The organism is Streptomyces griseobrunneus, assembly GCF_046713465.1.
Taxonomy (GTDB): domain Bacteria; phylum Actinomycetota; class Actinomycetes; order Streptomycetales; family Streptomycetaceae; genus Streptomyces; species Streptomyces microflavus.
Map to the genome: position 1 here is coordinate 831,786 of NZ_CP177080.1, position 21,435 is coordinate 853,220.

Below are 21,435 nucleotides of genomic sequence, written 5' to 3' on the forward strand. Positions count from 1 at the left end.
GCCGCCGCGTGGGCGCGTCAGAACAGCTCGGGGTGGTTCCGCAGCTGCCGCTCCGCCTCCCGGACGAGCTCCTCCGGAGCCTCGGGGGCCTCGTCCGGGTGGCGTTGTGCCCACTTCGCCGCGTACGGGCACAGGGGCACGACGGGGACACCTTCCCGGGCGGCGATGGCGTAGAACTCGCGGACGAGCGCTCCCGCGATGCCCTTGCCCTCGTGTTCGGGGCGGACGACCGTGTGGACGGCCACGAGCGCGCCCGGTGCGGGCTCCATGACGAAGTACGCGATGGTTCCGGCGGCCTTCCCGTCCTCGTGGGCCGTCAGCGTGCCGCGTTCCCGGTCGTCACTGATCTCTACAGCAGCGTTCTCCGCCATGGGCTCCTGCTCTCCTCGTCTCCGTGGAGTCGTCTCCGCGGAGTCGTTTCCGTGGGGCGCGGGCGGCCGGTTCAGCCGCCCGCTACGACAGCCTGCGGGCTCCGCTCCGTACGGGTCCCGGGCACCGGCGCGGACGTGTCGGTACCGAGCGCCACGATCCGGTTGTCCGCGTCGACGTGGACGACCTTCGGGGTGAGCGCGCGGGCCTCCGCGTCCTCGACCTGGGCGTAGCTGATCAGGATGACCAGGTCGCCGGGGTGCACGAGGTGTGCGGCGGCGCCGTTGATCCCGATGACACCGGAGCCGCGCTCGCCCTCGATGACGTACGTCTCCAGGCGGGCGCCGTTGTCGACGTCGACGATATGGACCAGCTCGCCGGGCAGCAGGTCGGCGGCGTCCATCAGGTCGGCGTCGATCGTCACGGAACCGACGTAGTGCAGGTCGGCCTGGGTGACGGTGGCCCGGTGGATCTTGGACTTGAACATGGTGCGCAGCATCGAGGTACTCCTGACCTTAGGCTCCCTGCCTGCGTCCTTGCAGGTCAAGTGCTATTTTCGTACCCTACAACGATTCGCGGGCACGGTCAGCTCCCACCGGGCTTTCGAGGACTGGTGCCGACACGGCGGAGATCACGCCCGCCCGGTCGAAGTCAGGATTCCGCCGGAGCCGTCACGTCGGCCTTCGGCTCCCGTGTCCTGTGCGGCGCGAGGAAGAAGGCCATGGTCGGGATCAGGTACAGCGACCACACGACGACCTGGAGAACGGTCGGGTCGGGCTGGAAGTTGAAGACGCCCTTGAGGAGCGTGCCGTACCAGCTGTCCGGGGGAATCGCGCTGCTGACGTCGAACGCTCTGTCGGCCAGGCCTCCCAGGAAACGGGCCTCCTGGAGATCATGGACTCCGTAGGCGAGCACGCCCGCGGCGACGATCACGAGCATGCCACCGGTCCAGGTGAAGAACTTCGCCAGGTTGATCCTGAGCGCACCCCGGTAGAAGAGGTAGCCCAGCACGATCGCCGTCGCGATGCCCAGGAGCACTCCGATGAGCGGTGCCGAAGTGCCTTCACCGCTGGCGCGGACCGAAGCCCAGACGAACAGGGCGGTCTCCAGGCCCTCGCGTCCGACGGCCAGCAGGGCCGTCGCGACCAGGGCCCCCGTCCCCATCCGCAGGGCGGCGTCGAGTTTTCCGTGGAGGTCGGCCTTCAGGTGACGGGCGGTGCGCCGCATCCAGAAGACCATCCAGGTGACGAGGCCGACCGCGATGATCGACAGGGTCCCGCCGAGCAGCTCCTGCGCTTCGAACGTCAATTCCTGTGAGCCGAACTCCAGCACGGCACCGAAGGCGAGCGAGATCGCACACGCGATGCCGATGCCGATCCATACCGGCCGCAGTGCGTCCCGACGCTCGGTCTTGACCAGGTAGGCGACGAGGATGCAGACGACGAGGCTCGCCTCCAGCCCCTCGCGCAGTCCGATCAGATAGTTGCCGAACATGCCGGTCCTTCCACTGTGTTCATGAGGAGAACAGCCCGCGCCCCCACCAGTCGTCCTGGTCCAGGACGCCCGGGGGTACCGCGAAGACGGCCGAACCCACGTGTTGGATGTACTCGTTGAGCGCGTCGTTGCGCGCCAGGTTCCGCTGTACGGGGATGAACGCGTCCCGCACGTCGCGCTGGTAGGCGAGGAAGAACAGGCCGGCGTCCAGGCGGCCGAGGCCGTCCGTCCCGTCGGTGAAGGAGTAGCCGCGGCGCAGCATCCTCGCTCCGCCGTTGGAGTCCGGGTGCGAGAGGCGCACATGCGCGGTGGGCAGCATCGCTTTGAGGAACGGCGCGTCGTGTTCACGCGCCTTGGCCGCCGGTGCGCCTTCGCCCTTGTCCCTGCCGATGACGTCCTCCTGCTCCTGCAAGGAGGTGCGGTCCCAGGTCTCGATGTGCATCCGGATCCGGCGTGCCACGAGGTAGGAGCCCTTCGTCATCCAGTCGGGTCCGTCGGCCGGGGGAACCCAGACATGGCGCTCCAGCGTCGGCCGGTCCGTGCCCGAGATGTTGCTGGTGCCGTCCTTGAAGCCGAAGAGGTTGCGCGGTGTCTGCGCGTCGGGCGTGGTCGAGGAGGTCTTGCCGAAGCCGAGCTGCGACCAGCGGACCGCGACCTTGCCGAAGCCGATGCGGGCAAGGTTGCGGATGGCGTGCACCGCGACCTGGGGGTCGTCGGCGCATGCCTGGATACACAGGTCTCCTCCGCTGCGTGCGGCGTCGAGGTTGTCGCCGGGGAACTTCGGCAGCTCGACCAGGGCTCCGGGCCTGCGGCGCTCCAGACCGAAGCGGCCTGCGGCGAACAGCGAGGGGCCGAAGCCCACGGTCAGGGTGAGGCGGGAGGGCTTGAGGCCCAGGGCTTCGCCCGTGTCGTCCGGGGGCGCTTCGGGCAGGCCCCCGAAAGCTCCGTCGCCGACCGCGTGCCCTTGGGTCATCCGGGCGGCCGCAGCCGTCCAGTCCTTGAGGAGCTGGACGAGTGCGGCCCGGTCGCGGGTCGTGACGTCGAAGGCCGCGAAGTGGAGCCGGTCGGGAACGGCCGTCGCGATTCCCGCCTGGTGCTCACCGTGGAACGGCACGGCCGCACCGGCCTCACCGGCCGGCTCCGGACCGCCCATCAGCGTCACCGCGGTTCCGCCCGCGGCTCCCGCGCCCAGCACGAGCCCGGCACCGCCCCAGCCGATCACCGACCGCCGGGAGGGGCGCCCGGCCCGCGAAGGGGCCGACGCATCGGCCGGATCGTGCGACGCGTCCGTCATGACCGTTGCTCCGCTCTCGCCGGCCGGCTACTTCGCCACGGCGGCGGCGAGCTTCGACAGCGGCTCCGCGAGCGCGTTGACGCCGTCGGACAGCTCCTTGCGCTCCGCCTTGCCCACCTTGTCGTACGAGGTGAAGACGTACGTGGTCTTGTCCGCGCGGTACTTGTCCAGCAGCGTGTTCAGCTCGGCGAACCGGGTGTCCAGTTCCTTGGTGAGCGCCGCGTCGTTCCTCGAGGCCACCGGCTTCAGCAGGTCGTAGGACTTCTGCGCACCCTCGACGTTCGCCTTGAAGTCGACCAGGTCGGTGTGGCTGTAGCGCTCCTCCTCACCGGTGACCTTGCCGGTGGCGACCTCGTCGAGGAGCTCCTTGGCGCCGTTGGCCATCGACGTCGGGGTTATCTCCGCCGTGCCGACCTTCTTCTGCCAGACGGTCAGGTCCTTGATGAGCAGGTCGGCGAGTTCCTTGTCCCTCGCGGTGATCTTCTTGTCCTGCCACAGGGACCGCTCGAGACGGTGCCAGCCGGTCCAGTCCTTCTCCGGGTCCTGGCCCTCCTCCAGCCCGTCCTCGCGGAGGTCGACCTTCGGGTCGATGTCGCCGAACGATTCCGCGACGGGCTCGGTGCGCTCCCAGCCGATGCGCGATTCGGCGTAGGCCTTCTTCGCGGCATCGATGTCTCCGGCCTTGACGGCGTCGGCGAACACCTTGGCCTTGGGAAGGGTCTCCTCCGCCTGGTCGAGCGTGTACTGCCGGTAGGCCGCGACGGCGGCGTCCAGCTCGGGGTCGCGCTTGACGGCCTTGCCTCCGGTGGCCTCGACCTTCTGCCGGATTCCGTCACCCTTCATGCCGGGCTTGCAGGCGATCTCGTACGAACCGGCCTTGATCTCTGCCGTGATGTTCGCCTTCGTACCGGGACCGATGTTCTCGCGCTCGGTGACGATGCGGTCGTCGGGGTAGAGCACATAGACCTCGGTGACCTTCGAGCCCTTGTTCTCTACGGCGAGCTGGAGATGGCCGGACGGGAAGGTCTTCTTCGACACCTCGCAGGAGGTGTCGGTGGCTGTGACCTTCACCGCGCCGTCGCCGTCCGCGTCGGCTTTCTCGGCGCAACCCGTCACAGCGGTCAGGGCAGTCACGGCCGCCAGGGTGGCGACGGCGGAGAAGCGGACGGGGCGCATACGGACTCCGGGAGATGGTGGGTCGGGGGCTCTGGCCTAGGACGAGGCGAGCCAAACTTAGCCGACCCTTACCTGGCGGGGGAGCCAGGCGAGACCCGCTCGGACACGGCGCCGCCACGGCCGCTTGAGGCGTGCGCCCCGGCCGCCGGGCGCAGGGCGGCACCCTCGAGGTGGGCCATGAGGGCAACTCCCGCCCCACCCGGCGCCCCGGCCAGAACCGGGGGTAAGGGGCCTCGGACCTGGCCGGTCACCAGATGCGGGCACCACCCCGATCGTCACTTCGCAGCCTCACACAGCCCGCTGGCGGCTCGATCGCTGTCTCCATGGCAGTCGGCCATCGTCAACAAGCCCTTGATCCCGTTTACGTATCGGATGAGCGCAAGAATTGACGGTTAGGTTAGCCAATCCTTAGGCTTCCATGACTTTTAATTGAGGAAGGCTTTGCCATGAGACGCGCGGGGCCGACCGGTCCATGTCCCCTGCAGCGATGATCGTCCCGTTCTCCGCGCTGCGTCGCGGGACGAATGGGACACTCACCACATGACCGAACCCGGGCAGCAGACGGACCAGCGGCTCGAACGAGCCATCCTGGAACTGCTGGACGGACGCGCGCCGACCGCGACCATCTGCCCCTCCGACGCCGCACGAGCGGTCCACGCCGGAGACGACGACGGCTGGCGCGCGCTCATGGAGGCGGCCCGGCGGGCGGCACTACGACTGGTGGAGGCCGGCAAGGTGGAGATCACCCAGGGCGGCCGTCCCGTCGCACCGGCCGAGGCACGTGGCCCGATCCGCATTCGCCGCGTGCGCTGACCCGTCCCGCGGGAGGACCGGCGGCTGAGAACGTCCCGCGCTGCCGGGCTTCGTGACGGGCGGACTTCGCCGGGAGCCCGCGGCGGCCGACCGGGTCGCTCACTCGTCCGCGAGCCGGTGTCGGGCCGGGGCCGACGACTCCGGGTCCTCGTCGGTGAGTTCGGGTTCGAGGCCCTCGGCCACGTCGCTGGGGCGGCGCCCCACATCGGCCCGCCAGGCCTCGAAGGCCCAGGCGGTCAGGATCACGACGGCCGCGCCGAGCAGCCAGCCGCCGATGACATCGCTGAACCAGTGCACACCGAGCGCGATCCGGGTGAATCCCACGCCCAGGACCGACACCACCGCCAAGGCCCAGCACAGCGCGCGCCCGGCGCGCGGCACCATCGGCAGCAGGACCAGGAGCAGCACGGCGAACGACGTGGTCGCCGTCATCGCGTGTCCCGAGGGGAAGGAGTAGCCGGGCGCCTGGGCCACCGGATCCTCCAGGGACGGCCTCGCCCGCTCGACGACCACCTTGACCAGCACCCCGGTCAGCGCGCCGCCGGTCGCCGTCACCGCCGCCCAGGCGGCGAGGCGCCAGGCGCGCCGGTGCAGGAGCCACAGGGTGAGCAGGGCGACGGCGATCCGCAGGGTCGCCGGGTCCCACACCCAGTCGGACAGGACGCGCAGCGTACCGGTCCACGCAGGGTGTTCGAGGGCGATGCCGTGCAGTCGGCGGGCGGCCCCCGCGTCGATGCGCCGCAGCGGGGGCCAGCTCGCCTCTACGAGGACCAGGAGCAGGGCGAAGGGGATCGCGGCGGCGGCCGCGCCGGCCACGGCTGCCAGCAGGCGGATGCCGAACCGGCGGTCGGCGCGGCGGGTGCGGGGGCCGTCGGCGTGCGGCGTCATGGTGGGTGCGGGCATTCAGGTTCCTGGATCGGCGGTGGTCGGACCGGGCCTCCGCCGGACGGCTTCCCACCGGGCGGCGGTGCCGGGGAAGCGTGTGCTTCCCCGGCGTTACCCCGCCTTCCCGCGCAGCCGGGGGTCAGGCCTGCCGGACCGGCAGATGTGTGTGCCGGTCGCGGTCACCGCTGTCGCCGCGCATACCGTGCGGAGACCACGGGCCGCGCTTCGAGCAGGGCCGCCGAGGCCGGGGCCGTAACGGATCTACCAGCTCACATGGAGCCTCCGTGGACTGCGTGACGTCGTTCCGGTCCGCCAGACGACCGTGTCCGCAGGCTCCGACAGGTGCAGGCCGGGGAAGCGGGCGGCCAGGCGGTGCAGGGCGATCTGGAGTTCCGTACGGGCCAGCCAGGCGCCCAGGCAGTAGTGGGCGCCGGCTCCGAAGGAGAGGGTGGGGGCCTCCAGTGGGGCGAACAGGTCGTCGAGCTTGTGACGGGGGAAGACCTCGGGGTCCCGGTTGGCCGCGCCGCAGTCCGCCAGGACGACCGCGCCGGCGGGGATCGTCACCCCGCCGACCTCGACGTCCGTGGAGGCGTGGCGTGCCGTCCCCCGGTCGTCGCCCAGCGGGATGAGGTGGATGAGCCGGTCCGCCACCCTTCCCGCCGCCTCCTCGTCCGCACCGATGAGGGGCCAGCTCTCCGGGCGGTCACCGAGGAGGAAGAGCAGTGCGTTGCCCAGCATGGTCATCGTGCTGTCGTGGCCCCCGACGACGAGCCCGCACACCAGGCTCACCAGCTGCGCCTCGGGGAGCCCGCCCTCCTCGTCGGCCGCCCTCACCAGGCTGCTGATCAGGTCGTCGCCGGGGTCGCGCCGCCGCTCCGCGAGGAGCTCGGCGCCGAACGCGCTGAACTCCTTCAGTACGGATTCCACCTCCTCCCCGGGGTGGGAGCCGTCCGAGAAGGCGTGCTCGCTCCAGTGGCGCATCCGGTCGCGGGCGGAGTCGTCCAGGCCCATCAGCCTGCTGATCACCGCCACCGGGAGCGGGAGGGTGAACTCCTCCACCAGGTCGACCGGTCCCGACCGGTCCTCCAGCCGGTCCAGGAGCTGTTCCACGATCGCGGCGATCCACGGCCGCCAGCGGGCGACGGCCCTCGGGGTGAACGCGCGGCGCAGGGTCCGGCGCAGCCGCAGGTGGTCGGGGCCGTCCTGGTTGAACATCAGGTCGGGGTTGTTCACCAGGTCGGGTACGTCGGAGAGGGGCGGGGCGTCGGCGGCGTACAGCTGGGCCCGGCCGAAGCGGGGGTCGGAGAGCACCTGGCGGACGTCGGCGTGCCGGCTGACCAGCCAGGCGGGGGTGCCGCCCGGCAGTTCGGCGAGGCGGGGCGGGCCCGGTTCCTCGAAGCGCAGGCAGTGCAGGGGGATAAGGGACGGGTTGGTGCTCGCGGGGCCGGTGGTGGTCATCGTGCCTCCCGGGACGGGGCGTACGTGGGGGAAGGATGGGGAGCGGGGGCAGACCTCAGAGCTCGACCAGCACCTTGCCCCGGCTCTCCGCCCGGTCGCGGTAGAGGCTTCCGTAGGCGGCGGGGATGGTGTCGAAGCCGTGGTGGAGGGTGTGGTCGCAGACGACCTCGCCGCGCCGGACCAGGCCGCCCAGTTCGGCGTGGAGGTCCTTCCAGTTCTGCTCGGTGAACCACTCCAGCGAGAAGATCCCGCGGACCGTCGCGCGCGGGAACATCAGGTAGGGCAGGAGGCGCGGGCCGCTGCCCTCGTTGCCGACCTGGGTCGCCCACTGCCAGCACACCGCCACCTGGCTGCCGACGTTGAGCATGGAGAACACCACGTCGGTGACGGTGCCGCCGAGGTTGTCGAAGTAGCGGTCGATCCCGTCGGGGGCCGCCCGGGTCAGGGCCTCGCGGACGGTGCCGGCGCTGTCGGTGTGCCGGTAGACGATGACCGTGTCGAAGCCGAGGCCGATGAGGTACTCCGCCTTCTGCGGGGACGAGGTGGTCCCGATCACCCGGGCACCCGCCAGAGCGGCGAGCTGGCCGACGAGCGCGCCGACCGCTCCGGAGGCCCCGCTGATGACGAGGGTGTCCCCGGGGCTGATGGTCATGTACTTGGCGAGGGTGCCCCAGGCCGTCATCCCGGGCCCGCCCATCACGCTCAGCGCGGTCGGCAGCGGCAGGGCGTCGTCGTACCACCCGGGGTCGAGCCTGCGGTAGGCCGGAAAGACCATGGGGAACGTGCCGGTCTGCCAGAGCTCGGCCTCCCCGGTGGAGACGACGTGGGAACGCCAGCCGCCGAAGCCCTGCACGAGGTCGCCGACGCGGTGGGCGGCGCGTGGCCCGGCCTCGACCACTTCCATGATCGAGTCGGCGCCCATGTGGGTCCCGATCGGGGTGTCGAGGGCGATGCCCTGGAGGTAGGGGTCGACGGAGACGTACAGCGTGCGCAGGAGCATTTCGTCGGGGGCCAGGGTCACGTCGACGTTCTCGACGACCTTCTCGTAGACGCGGTCCACATCGGGCACGCCCTCGACGTGCTCGCGGACCACCCATTTCTCGATCTTCATGTGCTGTTCCCTGTCGTCGTTGCAGCGGTGGTCCCGCGGCCGGCCGGTACGGGGATGACGCGGTGGGTCGGCGGGGGCGCGGTGCGGTCGACCGACGCCGTGAAGGGTCTGCCGTCGTCGCGGCAGATGAACTGCATGACGTGGCGTCCGGCGGCGGCGGCCCGGATCAGCCCGCCGGTGGTGGCCCAGACGCCGGACTGGTAGAAGTCCGCCAGGCCCGGCAGCCCCGGGCCGTGCTTCTTGACGAGCTCTTCGAGCCTCTCGCCGCTCTCCACGAAGGGCTGCCAGCCCAGCACCGTGCCGTCGTAGTTGCCGGTGTAGCGGACCTGGGTGAGCGGGCTGGAGACATCGCGTACGACGATGGCGTCGCGGATGCCGGGGAAACGCTGTTCCAGGAAGTCCACGAGCGTCTCGCGTGCTCGCCGTTTGGCCGCGTAGTAGCCGCGGCCGTGGCGTACGGGCAGGGTGTGCAGCTCCTGGCCGCCGCGGGTACGGGTGACCTGTTCGGGGCCTTCGTCCAGGGCCCGCCAGGGGGCGATGTCGCAGAAGTACGTGGCGTATACGACGGTGGTGCCGTCCGGGGAGAGTTCGGGGAAATGGCGGCTGCGGAACTGGACGTTGATGCTGGCGTGGCGGATGCCGGTGAGCTCGGCCGCCGTGGCCTCGTCGAGCAGGTACGTCGTGCAGGGGTCCCCTTCGGGGAAGGGGCGGGAGAGGCCGAGGAAGAGGGTGAAGTAGCCGGGGAAGACCATGCCCGGTTCGTGGATGGTCCGCGTGTAGAGCTTGCGGTACTCCTCGCCCAGGTATTTCCCCTCCAGGAATTTCATGGTGGTGGTGTAGCCGTCGCAGGCCGACACCACGATGTCGGCGCGCAGTTCGCTGCCGTCGCTGAGCCGGACGCCCACCGCGCGGTCGTCCTCGACGATCACCGTCTCGACCTTCGTGTTGTACGAGATCTCCCCGCCGAGCCGCCGGTAGCGGGCCTCGATCGACCGGGCGAGGCCGAGGGAGCCGCCTTCGGGGACACCCGCGGAGAGGTTGGCGTGCGAGGCGAGCTGGAAGTGGAAGGGCAGGACGGGGAAGTTCGGGTGCTTCTCGTACAGGATGAAGTTGAACGCCTCCCGCAGGAGCGGGTCCTTGAACTTCGCCGAGTACTCGGTCATCAGGACGGTGATCGTGGTGCGGACGGCGTTGAAGTACGGCAGGAACGAGGCGAGCATCCGCCAGCGCTCCACCCGGCCCATCAGCCCGACGGGCTTGAGGAACGGGTAGACCGCAAGCGCCTTGCGGAAGCTGCGCAGTTGAGCGCAGAACTTGCGTACGGTACGGGCGTCGGCGGGCGAGATCCCGATGAGGTGGGCCTCCAGCCGGTCCGGGTCGGAGTAGAAGTGGACGGCCCGGCCGTCCTGTCCGCGCACGACGTTGAACACGTCGAAGTGGCGGATCTCCTTGCCCTGCAAGGCGCCCAGCTCCAGCCAGATCTGGTGCATCTCGTTGCCGGGCCCGCTGCCGAGGAGCCAGCTGACGCAGGCGTCCAGGGTGAATCCGCCGCGCTCCCAGGCGGTGCAGCAGCCGCCGGGGAGTTCGTGCATTTCCAGGATGTGGGTGCGGTAGCCGTTCATCCGGGCGTAGCAGCCGGTGGAGAGGCCTCCCAGGCCGGCTCCGATGATGATCATCGATTCCCTGGGGCTGCGGGGGTCACGGCTTGTCCTGTCGGTCATGAACTGGTGTCCTCCCGTGCTGACCACCGGTCGAGCTGGGGCAGGTGGCCCAGCTTCCCGGTGTGCCAGGGCTCGGTGGCTTCGCTCTCCCACGCCCGGAATTCCAGGCCCAGTTCGCGGCAGAGGTACTGGGTGGCGAAGCGGCCGGTGGAGGCCGCGCGGATCAGGCCGCCCATGCCGACCCACTGGCCTGCCATGGAGAAGCCGCTCAGCCCGGGGAGCCGCATCCGGTCCCGCCCGACCAGCCGGGCGGCGACGTCGTCGGCGTCGGAGAAGGCCTTCCAGGCGAGGATGGAGCCGTTGTGGTTGCCGGTGTACCGGTGGGTGGTGGCGGGCGAGGCGACGTCGACGAGGTCGATGCGGTCGCCGATGCCAGGGGAGCGGCGCTCCAGGAACGTGCGGACGAAGCCGGCCACCTCCTGCTTGCGTCGGCGGTACTCCTTGCGGTCGCTGGTGCGCAGCTCCTCCCAGTAGACGTAGTCGCTGAAGTAGGTGCAGTGCAGGACGGAGCGGCCCGGGGGTGCGAAGCCGTCGGAGTAGCGGGAGCGGGCCTGGACGACCAGGCTGTTCTGCAGGGCGCCGGGGAGGCTCTTCCCGTCCTCGTCGGACAGGAGGTGGGTGGTGCTGTGGGCCTCGCCGGGGTCGAAGTCGCCGCGCAGCCCGACGAAGGCGGAGACGACGGCGGGGAAGAGGGTGCCGGGGCGTTGGAGGAGGTCGGTGTAGAGCTTGTCGATCCGGGGTCCGGTGTACCGGCCGCCGAGCAGCCCGTACACGGTGGTGTGGCCGTCGCAGGCTGAGACGACATGCTCGGCGAAGTACCGCTTGCCGTTGCGGAGTTCGATGCCGATCGCGCGGTCGCTCTCGACGAGGACCTTCTCCGTACGGGCCCGGTAGGTGACGCTGCCGCCCAGGCCCAGGTAGCGCTCCTCGACGGATCGGGAGAGTCCCAGCGAACCGCCTTGCGGGAAACCGGCGTTGAGGTGGTACGCCGCCGCCATGTTGAACAGGTACGGCAGGAGCGGGAAGCCCTCCGGGTCCTGGAAGAAGATGTTGCGGAAGGCCCGTCGCAGCAGCGGGTCCTGGAACTTGTCGGCGAAGACGTGCATCGGGGTGGCGGCCGTCCGCCAGAACAGCCGGAAGGCCGGCAGCACCGTGCGCAGGGTCGCCGCCCGCTCCCGTACGGTCCGCAGGGCGGGTGCCGTCAGGAACGGGTACAGGTCGATGGCGATGAACCGCTTCAGGTCGCGGGTGAAGGCCCGGATCAGGGGTGCGTCGACGGGTGAGACCGCCAGCAGGTGGGCTTCGAGCCGGTCCGGGTCGTTGTAGAAGGTGACCGAGCGGCCGCTCTCGTCCTCGACCTTGTTGAACAGCTCGAAGTTGGTGACCGTCTTGCCGTCGAGTGCGCCCAGCTCCCGCCACACCTGGTGGGCGTCGTTGCCGGGCGCGGTGCCGATCAGCCACTCGATGCAGTAGTCGAAGAGGTAGCCGTCGCGGGACCAGGCGGTGCAGCAGCCGCCGGGCAGTACGTGCTTCTCGAAGATCCGGGTCCTGGCTCCGCTCATCTGGGCGTAGCAGCCGGTGGACAGGCCGGCCACGCCCGCGCCGATGACGATGACGCGGGGCGGGGTGCCAGGGGTGCGCTCGCGGCTGCTCCAGTCGTCGGCCGTGTCCGGGGTGGTGCGGGTGTCATCCACCATGGGCCGCGTCTCCCGTCAGTACGGTGCGCACCAGGGCGGCGTTGCGGGCGAGGTGCTTGGGGTCGAGCATGTCGGCGTGGAGGCCGGAGCCGCGCAGCACGACGGTGGTCCCGGTGGAGCTGCCGTGCCAGGTGCCGTGTTCTCCGGCCGCGTACAGGGCGGTCTTCTCCTCGTCGGTGATCACGCTGACCGGTGCGGCGACCGTTCCGGTGTTGGGGGTGCGGCCGCAGAAGGTGAGGTACTCCGCGGCGTGGGCGAGGGTTTCGCGGGCGACGGCGTCCGACCCGGTGTGTTTGCGCAGGTGCTCCGCGAGTTCGGCCTCGAAGACGCGGATCCCCTCGTCGCCGGGCTCGTAACGCTCCATGACGCGGCGGGAGTCGAGGATGACGACGTGGCCCACCCGGCGTCCGCGCCGCTCCAGCTCCTTGGCCGTCTCGAAGGCGAGGTTGCCGCCGAGGGAGTAGCCGAGGAGCAGGCACGCCCCCTCGGGCCGGGCGGCCTCGATCAGGTCGGCGTACCGGGCCACCTTGTCGTCTCCCGGCAGGTAGTTGAAGCCGATGACGGCGTACTCCGGGAGCTGGGCGGCGAGACCCCGGTAGACGAGTCCGTGGCCGCCGGCGGGCGGGAAGCAGAAGAGGTGCGGGGCCTGCCCGGAGTTGAAGGTCAGATAGGGGAGTTCGTCGGTGCTGGTGCTGTGCAGGACCTCCTGCACGGTGGCGGCCATGCCGTGGAGGGTGGTGACCTGGTAGAGGCGGCTGACGGGGACGCTGACGCCGAACTCGGTGCGCAGGTGGTGGAGGAGCTCGATGAGCTTGATGGAGGAGCCGCCGACCTCGAAGAAGTCGTCCTCCAGGCCCACCTGTTCGAGGCCGAGCAGGGTCTTCCAGTGCCGGGCCACGCCGATCTCGTAGAGCGTCACCGGCTCCTCGTGGGGCCGCTCCCCGGTCTCGGCCCGGGGTGCGGCCAGCGCGGCGGTGTCGACCTTGCCGTTGGCGGTGAGCGGCAGGGCGGGCAGCTCGACGAAGTAGGACGGGATCATGTACGAGGGCAGCGAGCCGGCCAGGTGGCGGCGCAGGGCCCGCCGGTCGAGCGCGGCGCCCGGTGCCGGTACGCAGTAGGCGCAGAGCGCGGCCTCTCCCCCGGTGTCCGTGGTGACGGTCACGACGGCGCGGGCGAGCGGGGGCCACTGGGCGAGGTGGGCCTCGATCTCGCCGATCTCGATGCGGTGGCCGCGCAGTTTGACCTGGCCGTCCGTGCGGCCGAGCAGGTGGACGCGGCCGTGGGCGTCCCAGCGGGCGATGTCCCCGGTCCGGTAGAGCCGTTCGGGGCGGGCGCCCGGCCGTTTGCTGAGCGTACGGGTGACGAAGCGGTCCGCCGTCTGCCCGGGGTCCCCGGCATAGCCGAGCGCGACGCCGTCGCCGCCGATCCAGAGTTCGCCGGGGACCCCGGGCGGGACGGGTTCGCCGTGGGCGTCCAGGACGTGGAGGGCGCTGTTGGGCAGCGGCCGGCCGATCGGGACCATGAGGCCCGGTTCCAGGTCGTCGACGGGCCCCTCGAAGAAGGCGCTGTCGATGGTCGCCTCGGTGAGGCCGTAGGAGTTGACGAGCCGTGTCGCCGGACCGCACAGCTCGCCTAGCCGCTGGTACTCCCCCACCTTCCAGGCGTCCGAGCCGACCACCAGCAGCCGCAGGAAGTCCAGCCGCATTCCCTCCCGCGCGCAGTGGTCCATCAGGCCCCGCACCACCGCGGGGACGAACTCGGCGCAGTCCACGCGCTCCTGACGCATCGTCCGGTAGAGGCGCGCGGTGTCGAAGAGCAGGTCGCGGTCGGCCAGGACGAGGTTGCCGCCCGAGCAGAGCGCGCGGACCAGGTCGCCGGTGAACACGTCGAACGACGGCTCGGCCATCTGGAGGTGCACCCGGACGTCCGACTCCAGCCGGTACTCCTGGCGCCAGGCACCGTACGCGGAGGCGAGGTTGCGGTGGCTGACGCGGACGGCCTTGGGGCGGCCGGTGGAGCCGGAGGTGGTGATGACGTACGCGGGTGAGTCCGGGGCGGTGTCCTGCCGGGGGCCGTCCGGGTGCGGCTCGGTCGCGTGCAGGGCGTCGAGGGTGAGGGTGATGACCGGCAGCGCCGCGGTGCCCTCGCGGGCGGGCTCGCCGGAGACGATGACGAGGTCCGCCCCGGTCGCCCGGACGAGGTGCGCGATGCGGTCGGCGGGCTGGTCGGGCCTCAGCGGCAGGTAGGCGCCGCCGGCCTTGAGCACGGCGAGGAGGGTGACGATCAGCTCCGGCGACTTGTCCAGGCAGACGACGACCACCGAGCCGGCCGTGACGCCCAGGGTGCGCAGCCGGGCGGCCCCCTCGGCGGCCCGCCGTTCCAGCTCCCCGTAGGTCAGCCGGCGTGCGCCGCCGCCCGGGAGCGGCATGGTGACCGCGACGGAGGTGGGGTGGGTGGCGGCGACCTCGCGGATCAGCTCGTGGACCGCTGTGAACGGCGAATCCGCGGTGGCCGGGGGCAGGGCGGGGCGGCTCCACTCCCCCACCAGTTGTTCCCGTTCCCGGTCGTCGAGCATCTCCAGCCGGGAGGCGGGTTGTTCGCCGGGCGCCCGGGTCATCCGGTCGAGCAGGCGGGTGTAGTGGGCGGCCATGCGCCGCATGGTCTGCGGGAGGAAGAGGTCGGTGTTGTATTTGAAGACGCAGTGGAAGCGGTGCTCCGAATCGTCCTCGTACGCGGAGAGGGTGATGTCGAACTGGCCTTCCTCCTCCGGCAGTTCGATGTACTCCAGCCGGTAGCCGTACTGCTCGGTGGCGACCTTGTGGGTGAGGAGGATGAACATCGCCTGGAAGACGGCCGAGCGGCTGGGGTCGTGCTGGAGGCCCAGCTCGTCGACGAGGAGGACGAACGGGTACTCCTGGTTGTCCAGGCCGCCCAGGACGGTCCGGCGGACCTGTTCCAGGAGTGCGGCGACCGTGGGGTCGCCGGTGAGGTCGGCGTGGAGCGGGAGCGGGTTGACGAAGTAGCCGTAGACGAAGGCGAAGTCCTGCCGGGTCCGGCCGGTGACCGGGGAGCCGACGACGATGTGGTCCTGCCCGGAGTAGCGGTGGAGCAGCAGGTAGTAGGCGCTGAGCAGCACCATGAACGGTGTGACGTCGTGGGCGCGGGCCAGGGCGTGGACACGGGCGCTGAGTTCGGCGTCGAGCACGAAGAACTCGGAGGCCCCGTTGTGGGTCTGGACGGCCGGGCGGGGTTTGTCGACGGGGAGGTCCAGGAGGGGGACCTCGGCGGGGAGGTGGGAGCGCCAGTAGTCGAGCATTCCGGCGGCCTCGCGTCCGGCGAGGAATGCGTTCTGCTGATTGAGGAAGTCGAGGTAGCGGGCCTGTACCGGGGGCAGTTGGGGAGCCTGTCCCTGGCGCAGGGCCTCGTAGACCTGGAAGAGTTCCTCGATGAAGGTGAACGTGGAGACGGCGTCCGAGACGATGTGGTGGACGGCCTTCATGATGACCCAGCGGTCGTGCCCGCGCTTGAAGAGGCGGAAGCGGACCAGGGGGTCGTGGGCGAGGTGGTAGGGCTTGCGGTACTCCGCGACGATGGTGGCGTGGATGGTGTCCCAGTCCTCGCCCTGGACGTCGAAGAGGGCGAGGTCGGGCTCGGCGTCCTCGGAGACCCGCTGTACGGCCTGTCCGTCCTCAAGCAGGAAGTTGGTGCGCAGGGCCGGGTGGCGGGCGATGAGGCGGCGGACGGCCTCGAACATCAGGTCCGGTTCGAGTGCGACGTTCACTTCGACGGCTCCGCCGATGTTGTAGGCGTACCCGTCGGGGTTGAGGTGCTTGAGGAACCAGAGAGCCTTCTGGTTCTGCGTCAGTGGATAGCGCGACGCGTCGTCGTGGAGTGCGACGGCCCGTGCCGTACCGCCGGGGTCCTCGGCCGAGGCCAGTTCCGCCAGGCCGTCGTGGAGCTGTGCGGCCAGCTCTCCGGCCGGGGTCCCGCTGAGCAGGGCGACCACGGGCAGGGCGACGCCTAGCTCGGCGTGGATGCGGGCGCGCAGCTCCATCGCCAGCAGGGAGTCGAGTCCCAGCCGGCCGAGGCCTTCGGCGGGGTCGATGCGGTCGGTGCCGGTGCGCAGGACGGCGGCGGAGAGTGCGGCGAAGCGTGTCCCGACCAGGGAGCGGCGGGTCTCCTCGTCGGCGGCGCGGAAGGTGTCGAGGAAGCCGTTGCCCTGTGCGGCGGCCGGGGGCGGGGCGGCCGCCGCGGCCAGGGCGGTGACGAGCGGGGGCGGGGACGGGTACCAGGCCAGGAAGGTGGGCCAGTTCACGACGGTGGCGACGACCAGTTGGGCGTGCTCCTGGCCGATGACGCGTTCCAGGACGGCCATGCCGGCGTCGGGGGCCAGGGAGCTCATGCCGCGGCTGTGCAGGTAGTGGTCGACCAGGCCGAGTTCCTCGATCATCCCGGTGGCCCAGGGGCCCCAGTCCAGGCTGAGCGCGGGCAGGCCCTGGGCCCGGCGGTGGTGGGCGAGGGCGTCCAGGAAGGCGTTGCCCGCCGCGTAGTTGGTCTGTCCGGCCGTGGTGAGCAGGGAGGCGATGGAGGCGAAGAGGACGAAGTGGTCGAGGGGTTCGTCCCGCAGGTGCCGGTGGAGGAGGTGGGCGCCGACGGTCTTGGGGTCGTGGACGGCGTCGAAGGCGGGCCGGTCCAGTTCGGTGACCAGGGTGTCGCGGACCTGTCCGGCGAGGTGGAACACCCCGCGTACGGGCGGGGAGCCGGCACGCCGGTAGGCGTCCAGCCAGCCGGTCAGGGCGTCCTCGTCGGTGATGTCGAGCGGGGCCAGGACGGCCTGGGCGCCGAGGCTCTCCAGCTCGCGGAGCAGGCCGACCGCGCGGCCCTCGGCGGTGGCGGGGTCGGTGGAGCCCCACTTCTCGCGGGCGGGCACCGGCGTGCGCCCCACCAGGATGAGCCTGCGGGCCCCGCGCCGGGCGAGCGTGCGGCAGAGCAGCCGGCCGAGTGCGCCGAAGGCGCCGGTCACCAGGTAGCTCCCGTCGGCGCGCAGCCGCAGCGGCAGGGGCCGGGTCAGGCCCCCGGCCGGGCGGAGGCGGCTGGTGCGGCGCACACCCGCCCGCAGGGCGATCTCCTCCTCGTCGTCGGTCAGCGCCTCGCGCAGGAGCTCCTCCGCCTCGGCGACGGCCCCTGCGGGGCCCGGCCGGCGCTCGGGGTCGAGGTCGATCAACTTGCCTGGGTGGTCGATGAGTTCCTGGTGGCGCAGGACGCGGCCGACGCCCCAGGCGGGGGCTCCGAGGGGTTCGACGGGCTCGTCGGGCAGGACGGGCTGGGCGCCCCGGGTGACGATGTGCAGCCGGCCGGTGGAGCCCCGGGCGAGCAGGGTCCGGGCCAGCGCGATCAGGGAGTACGAGCCGGGGCACGTATGGTCGCGGACGGCCTGCGGGTCGCAGGCGGCGAGGGAGGGCCGGTCGAGGTTCCACAGGTGCAGGACGGCCCCGCGGAACGGCTCGCCGCCCCGGTCCAGGTCGGCGAAGATGTGCTCCAGGTCGGCGGTGGACCCCGGCTCCACGGTGAACGAGCCGTCCGGTCCCGCCCCGGCGTACGCCTCGCCCCGGCGCACCAGGTGGCAGCGTTCGCCCCGGGCGGCGGCGAGTGTCGCGAAGGCGTCGGCGACGCCCTGGGTGTCGGCGAGGACCAGCCAGCCGTGGTCCCGGGCCGTTATGGCGGCCGGCGCGAGCGGGTCCTCCTCCCCCGGCTCGGGGCACTCCGTCCAGACCGTCTCCGCGAGCCAGGAGTCGATCGTGGTCCGGGCGACGGCGGTCGCCGCCTTCTCCACGTCGGCGGCGCGGAATCCCTGGATCCGGCCCAGCGGGGCACCGTCGTCGGCGTACAGGGCGATGTCGCCGAGCGTGGTGTCCGCGTCCGCGGGGCGCACGGTCGCGTGCACCCAGAGCGGCTGGTCACCGATGGGTTCGAGGGCGACCTCCTCCAGCGAGAGCGGCAGCCTGATCCCGGCCTCCGGTGCCGGGTCCCGGAGGAGCTGCGGGGTCAGCAGCGCCTGGAAGCAGGCGTCGAGCAGAACCGGGTGGAGGTGGTGGCCTGCGGCGTCGGCTCCGATCGCCTCGGGTGGGCGGATCCGGGCGAGGACCTCCCCGGCGCCGATCCACACCTCCTCGATGGCGCGGAAGGCGGGGCCGTAGTGGTATCCGAGGCCGGCCAGCGCGGTGTAGCAGTCGGGGCCGTCGAGCCTGCGGACGGTACGGGCGCGGATCGCGGCGGCGTCGAGAGGGGCTTTCGCCCTGCGGCGCTGTCCGGCGCGGACGACCCCGCTCGCGTGTACGGTCCGCTCCCCGTCGTCGCCCGTCGCGGCGGAGGCGACGGTGAAGGACGCGTCCTCCGAGGAGAGCGCCACCTCCACGTTCCGGTCCTCGCCGTCGGGCAGGAAGAGCGCCTTGCGCAGGTCGATGTCGGCGAGGACGGCGGTGGTGGCGCCGGTGAGCCGGAGGGCGGCCTGGGTCGCCATCTCGATGTAGCCCGCGGCGGGGAACACCACGGTGTCCTGGATGCGGTGGTCGGCGAGGTAGGGCAGGGACTCGGTGTCCAGCCGGGCCTGCCAGACCGGTTCCGTGCGGTCGGTGCGGCGGCCGAGGAGCGGGTGGTCGATGTGGCCCAGACGGACCTGCGCGACCGCCGGGGGCTCCGTCCAGTGCCGGTCGCGCCGGAAGGGGTGGCGGGGCAGGGTGACCGGCCGGCCGGAGGGCTGGAGGACGTCCCAGTCGATGTCGGCGCCCAGGTTGTGGAGCGAGGCGAGGGAGAGCGCGAACCGCTCGCTCTCGTCCTCCTGGCGGCGGATCGAGGGCAGCGTCGATCCGGCCGCCCCCGTGGCCTCCAGGCATTCGCGGACGGCGTGGCCGAGGACGGGGTGGGGGCCGATCTCCAGGAAGACGTGATGGCCGTCGCCGGCGAGGCGGTCGACGGCGGCCCGGAACCGTACCCGCTCTCGTACGTTCTTCCACCAGTAGTCGGCGTCCAGCTCACTTCCCTGGGCCACGCCTTCGGAGCCCGTGAGGTAGAGCGGGAGCCGGGCGGGGCGGGGCGCCAGCGGGGCCAGTGCCGTGAGCAGGTCGTCCTTGATCCGCTCCATGCCGACGCTGTGGTACGGAACTCGTACGGTGAGTAGCTTGGCGAACAGCTGCTCGGCCCGCAGCTCCTCGGCCAGCAGGGCCAGGGCGTCAGCCTCGCCGGCGAGCGTGATCGAGGTGGGGCTGTTGACGGCGGCGATCGAGACCCGGTCCCGGTAGGGGCGCACCCGGCGCTCCGCCTCGTCCTCCGTCAGGCTCACCGCGAGCATGGTGCCCGTCCCGGCCAGGGTCTGCTGGAGGCGGCTGCGGTGCACCGCGATCCGCGCCGCGTCCTGGAGGGAGTAGACGCCCGCCTCGTAGAAGGCGGCGATCTCCCCGGTGCTGTGTCCGACGACGGCGTCCGGGGTGACGCCGTGCGCCCGCCACAGGGCCGCGAGACCGACCTGGAGGGCGAAGTTGGCGGGCTGGGCGAGCCAGGTCTCGCCCATGCGGGAGGCGGATTCGTCGGCGGACAGCTCCTCGATCAGGGACCAGTCGGCGAACTCCCGCAGCGCGCGGTCGCATCGGGTGACCGCCTCGCGGAATACGGTTTCGTCGCGCAGGAGTTGGCGCCCCATCCCCCACCACTGGGGTCCCATGCCGGTGAAGACCCAGACCAGGCGCCGCGCTTCGGCGTCCCGCGCGCGGTCCTGCACGATGCGGGGGTGGCTCTCGCCCCGCTGGACGGCGGCGAGTGCCTCGTCGAGGGAGGCGCGCGAGGAGTGGACGACCGAGAGCCGGTGCGGGAGGTGCTGACGGCGGTGGGCCAGGGTGTGGCCGAGGTCGGGCAGGGCCACCGCCGGGCCGTTATCCCCGGCCAGTTCGCCGCGGATGCCGGCCGCCAGCTCCGGGAGGGCGTCCGGGTGCCGGGCACTGAGCGGCAGGATGCTCCAGGCCCGTTCCTCGGGAGCGGCGGGCTCCTGGGCGGGCGCCGGGGCCTCCTCCAGGACGACGTGGGCATTGGTCCCGCCGAATCCGAACGAGTTCACGCCCGCCCGGGCGGGGCCGTCGTGTTCGGGCCAGGGGGTCGGCCGGGTGGGGATCTCGTACGGCAGCGAGGCCTGGTCGATGGCGGGGTTGAGGCGCTCCAGGTTGATGTGGGGCGGGATGTACCGGTGTTCGAGGCAGAGGACGGTCTTGATCAGCCCGGCGATCCCGGCGGCGGACTCGGTGTGCCCGATGTTGGTCTTCACGGACCCGACGTACGCGCGGGCCCCCGGCTTGCGTCCGACGGCCAGGGCGCGGGCCAGGGCCCCCGCCTCGATCGGGTCGCCGACGGGGGTGGAGGTGCCGTGCGCCTCCATGTACTGGAGGTCACCGGGCGCGATGCCGGCCTCGGCGCAGACCCGGCGGATGAGGGAGACCTGGGCGTCGGGGTTGGGCACGGTGATGCCGTTGGTGTGGCCGTCCTGGTTGACCCCGCTGCCGAGGATCACCGCATGGATCCGGTCCCCGTCGCGGACGGCGTCCTCCAGACGCTTCAGCGCGACCAGGCCGACGCCTTCGGCCCGTACGTAGCCGTCGGCGGCGGCGTCGAACGTACGGGAGTGGCCCCCGGGCGACAGGAAGCCGCCCTTCGTCTCGGCGATCGTGTACTGCGGGGCCATGTTCAGCAGGGTGCCCCCGGCCAGCGCGAGATCGGTTTCGCCCCTGCTCAGGGCCTGACAGGCGAGGTGGACGGCGACCAGGGAGGAGCTGCACGCGGTGTCGATGGAGAGGCTGGGGCCGCGGAAGTCGAAGCAGTACGAGATCCGGTTCGACACCATCGTCATCATGGTGCCGGTGGCGGTGTGCGCGGCCAGCGAGGTGAAGCCCAGGTCGGCGAACTGGAGGATCTTGTAGTCCAGGGTGAACGCGCCGACGTAGACGGCGACGTTCTCACCGGCCAGGTCGGCGGGGCGCTGGCCGCCGTCCTCCAGCGCCTCCCAGGCCACCTCCAGCAGTTTCCGCTGCTGGGGGTCCATGTGGTCGGCCTCGCGGGGGCTGATGCCGAAGAACGCGGGGTCGAACTCGTCGAAGCCGTCGATATAACCGCCGCGGCCGCCGACTAGGCGCCCGGGCTTGTCGCGGAACCGGCTGCCGAGCGTGGTGACGTCGTAACGGTCGGGCGGGGTGGGCGTGATGCAGTCCTTGCCCGCCATCAGGTTCCGCCAGAAGGTCCGGTGGTCCGAGGCGCCGCCGGGAAGGCGGCAGCCCATGCCGATGATCGCCACCTTCTGACGTAACGCGTCTGTGGTCGCGTCGGTCGCGTCGGCCATGTCGAACTCCTCAAGTCGTCGTGGTGTGGCGGGAGATGGCT

12 protein-coding genes are annotated in these 21,435 nt (G+C 71.6%); 1 reads left to right on the top strand and 11 read right to left on the bottom strand.

The window, feature by feature from the left end:
* Positions 1–17: 17 nt before the first annotated feature.
* From ACK8N7_RS03970 to efeO, 5 genes are all read right to left on the bottom strand, one after another.
* Positions 18–371 carry a GNAT family N-acetyltransferase gene (locus tag ACK8N7_RS03970; protein WP_015612838.1) on the bottom strand — a complete coding sequence of 118 codons (354 nt, stop codon included), beginning with the start codon at positions 369–371 and terminating at the stop codon, positions 18–20.
* A 71-nt stretch (positions 372–442) separates the two neighbouring features.
* Positions 443–868 carry an aspartate 1-decarboxylase gene (gene panD, locus ACK8N7_RS03975; protein ID WP_500440955.1) on the bottom strand — a complete coding sequence of 142 codons (426 nt, stop codon included), beginning with the start codon at positions 866–868 and terminating at the stop codon, positions 443–445.
* Positions 869–1,020: 152 nt separating this feature from the next.
* A complete protein-coding gene (gene efeU, locus ACK8N7_RS03980) occupies positions 1,021–1,863 on the bottom strand; it encodes an iron uptake transporter permease EfeU (RefSeq protein ID WP_403210709.1) in 843 nt (280 codons plus the stop codon).
* A gap of 19 nt (positions 1,864–1,882) precedes the next feature.
* Complete coding sequence (gene efeB / locus ACK8N7_RS03985; RefSeq protein WP_500440958.1) at positions 1,883–3,157, bottom strand: iron uptake transporter deferrochelatase/peroxidase subunit; 1,275 nt, start codon at positions 3,155–3,157, stop codon at positions 1,883–1,885.
* Between the two features lie 27 nt (positions 3,158–3,184).
* A complete protein-coding gene (gene efeO / locus ACK8N7_RS03990) occupies positions 3,185–4,333 on the bottom strand; it encodes an iron uptake system protein EfeO (RefSeq protein WP_403210705.1) in 1,149 nt (382 codons plus the stop codon).
* A 540-nt stretch (positions 4,334–4,873) separates the two neighbouring features.
* Here efeO and ACK8N7_RS03995 point away from each other — a divergent pair.
* Entirely contained in the window at positions 4,874–5,146 is a 273-nt protein-coding gene (locus ACK8N7_RS03995) for a DUF3253 domain-containing protein (RefSeq protein WP_403210703.1), read from the top strand.
* A 99-nt stretch (positions 5,147–5,245) separates the two neighbouring features.
* Here the strand turns inward: ACK8N7_RS03995 and ACK8N7_RS04000 are convergent, their stop codons facing one another.
* The 6 genes from ACK8N7_RS04000 to ACK8N7_RS04025 form a co-directional block, all read right to left on the bottom strand.
* Positions 5,246–6,049: a phosphatase PAP2 family protein gene (locus ACK8N7_RS04000; protein WP_500440961.1), complete on the bottom strand. Its 804-nt coding sequence runs from the start codon at positions 6,047–6,049 to the stop codon at positions 5,246–5,248.
* Between the two features lie 243 nt (positions 6,050–6,292).
* Positions 6,293–7,489 (bottom strand): cytochrome P450, encoded by a 1,197-nt coding sequence (locus ACK8N7_RS04005; RefSeq protein WP_500440963.1) that lies wholly within the window; start codon positions 7,487–7,489, stop codon positions 6,293–6,295.
* 55 nt (positions 7,490–7,544) lie between these two features.
* The gene (locus tag ACK8N7_RS04010; protein ID WP_403210697.1) at positions 7,545–8,600 is read right to left on the bottom strand and encodes an MDR family NADP-dependent oxidoreductase; all 1,056 of its coding nucleotides are present in this window, start codon (positions 8,598–8,600) and stop codon (positions 7,545–7,547) included.
* Positions 8,597–10,321, bottom strand: coding sequence for a phytoene desaturase family protein (locus tag ACK8N7_RS04015; protein WP_403210695.1), 1,725 nt, complete (start codon positions 10,319–10,321; stop codon positions 8,597–8,599). The genes ACK8N7_RS04010 and ACK8N7_RS04015 overlap by 4 nt, the downstream gene beginning before the upstream one ends.
* Positions 10,318–12,018, bottom strand: a complete 1,701-nt coding sequence (locus ACK8N7_RS04020) for a phytoene desaturase family protein (RefSeq protein ID WP_500440966.1) — start codon at positions 12,016–12,018, stop codon at positions 10,318–10,320. Before ACK8N7_RS04020 ends, ACK8N7_RS04015 begins: the two co-directional genes overlap by 4 nt.
* The gene (locus tag ACK8N7_RS04025) at positions 12,008–21,394 is read right to left on the bottom strand and encodes a non-ribosomal peptide synthetase/type I polyketide synthase (protein WP_500440968.1); all 9,387 of its coding nucleotides are present in this window, start codon (positions 21,392–21,394) and stop codon (positions 12,008–12,010) included. The genes ACK8N7_RS04020 and ACK8N7_RS04025 overlap by 11 nt, the downstream gene beginning before the upstream one ends.
* Between the last annotated feature and the right edge of the window lie 41 nt (positions 21,395–21,435).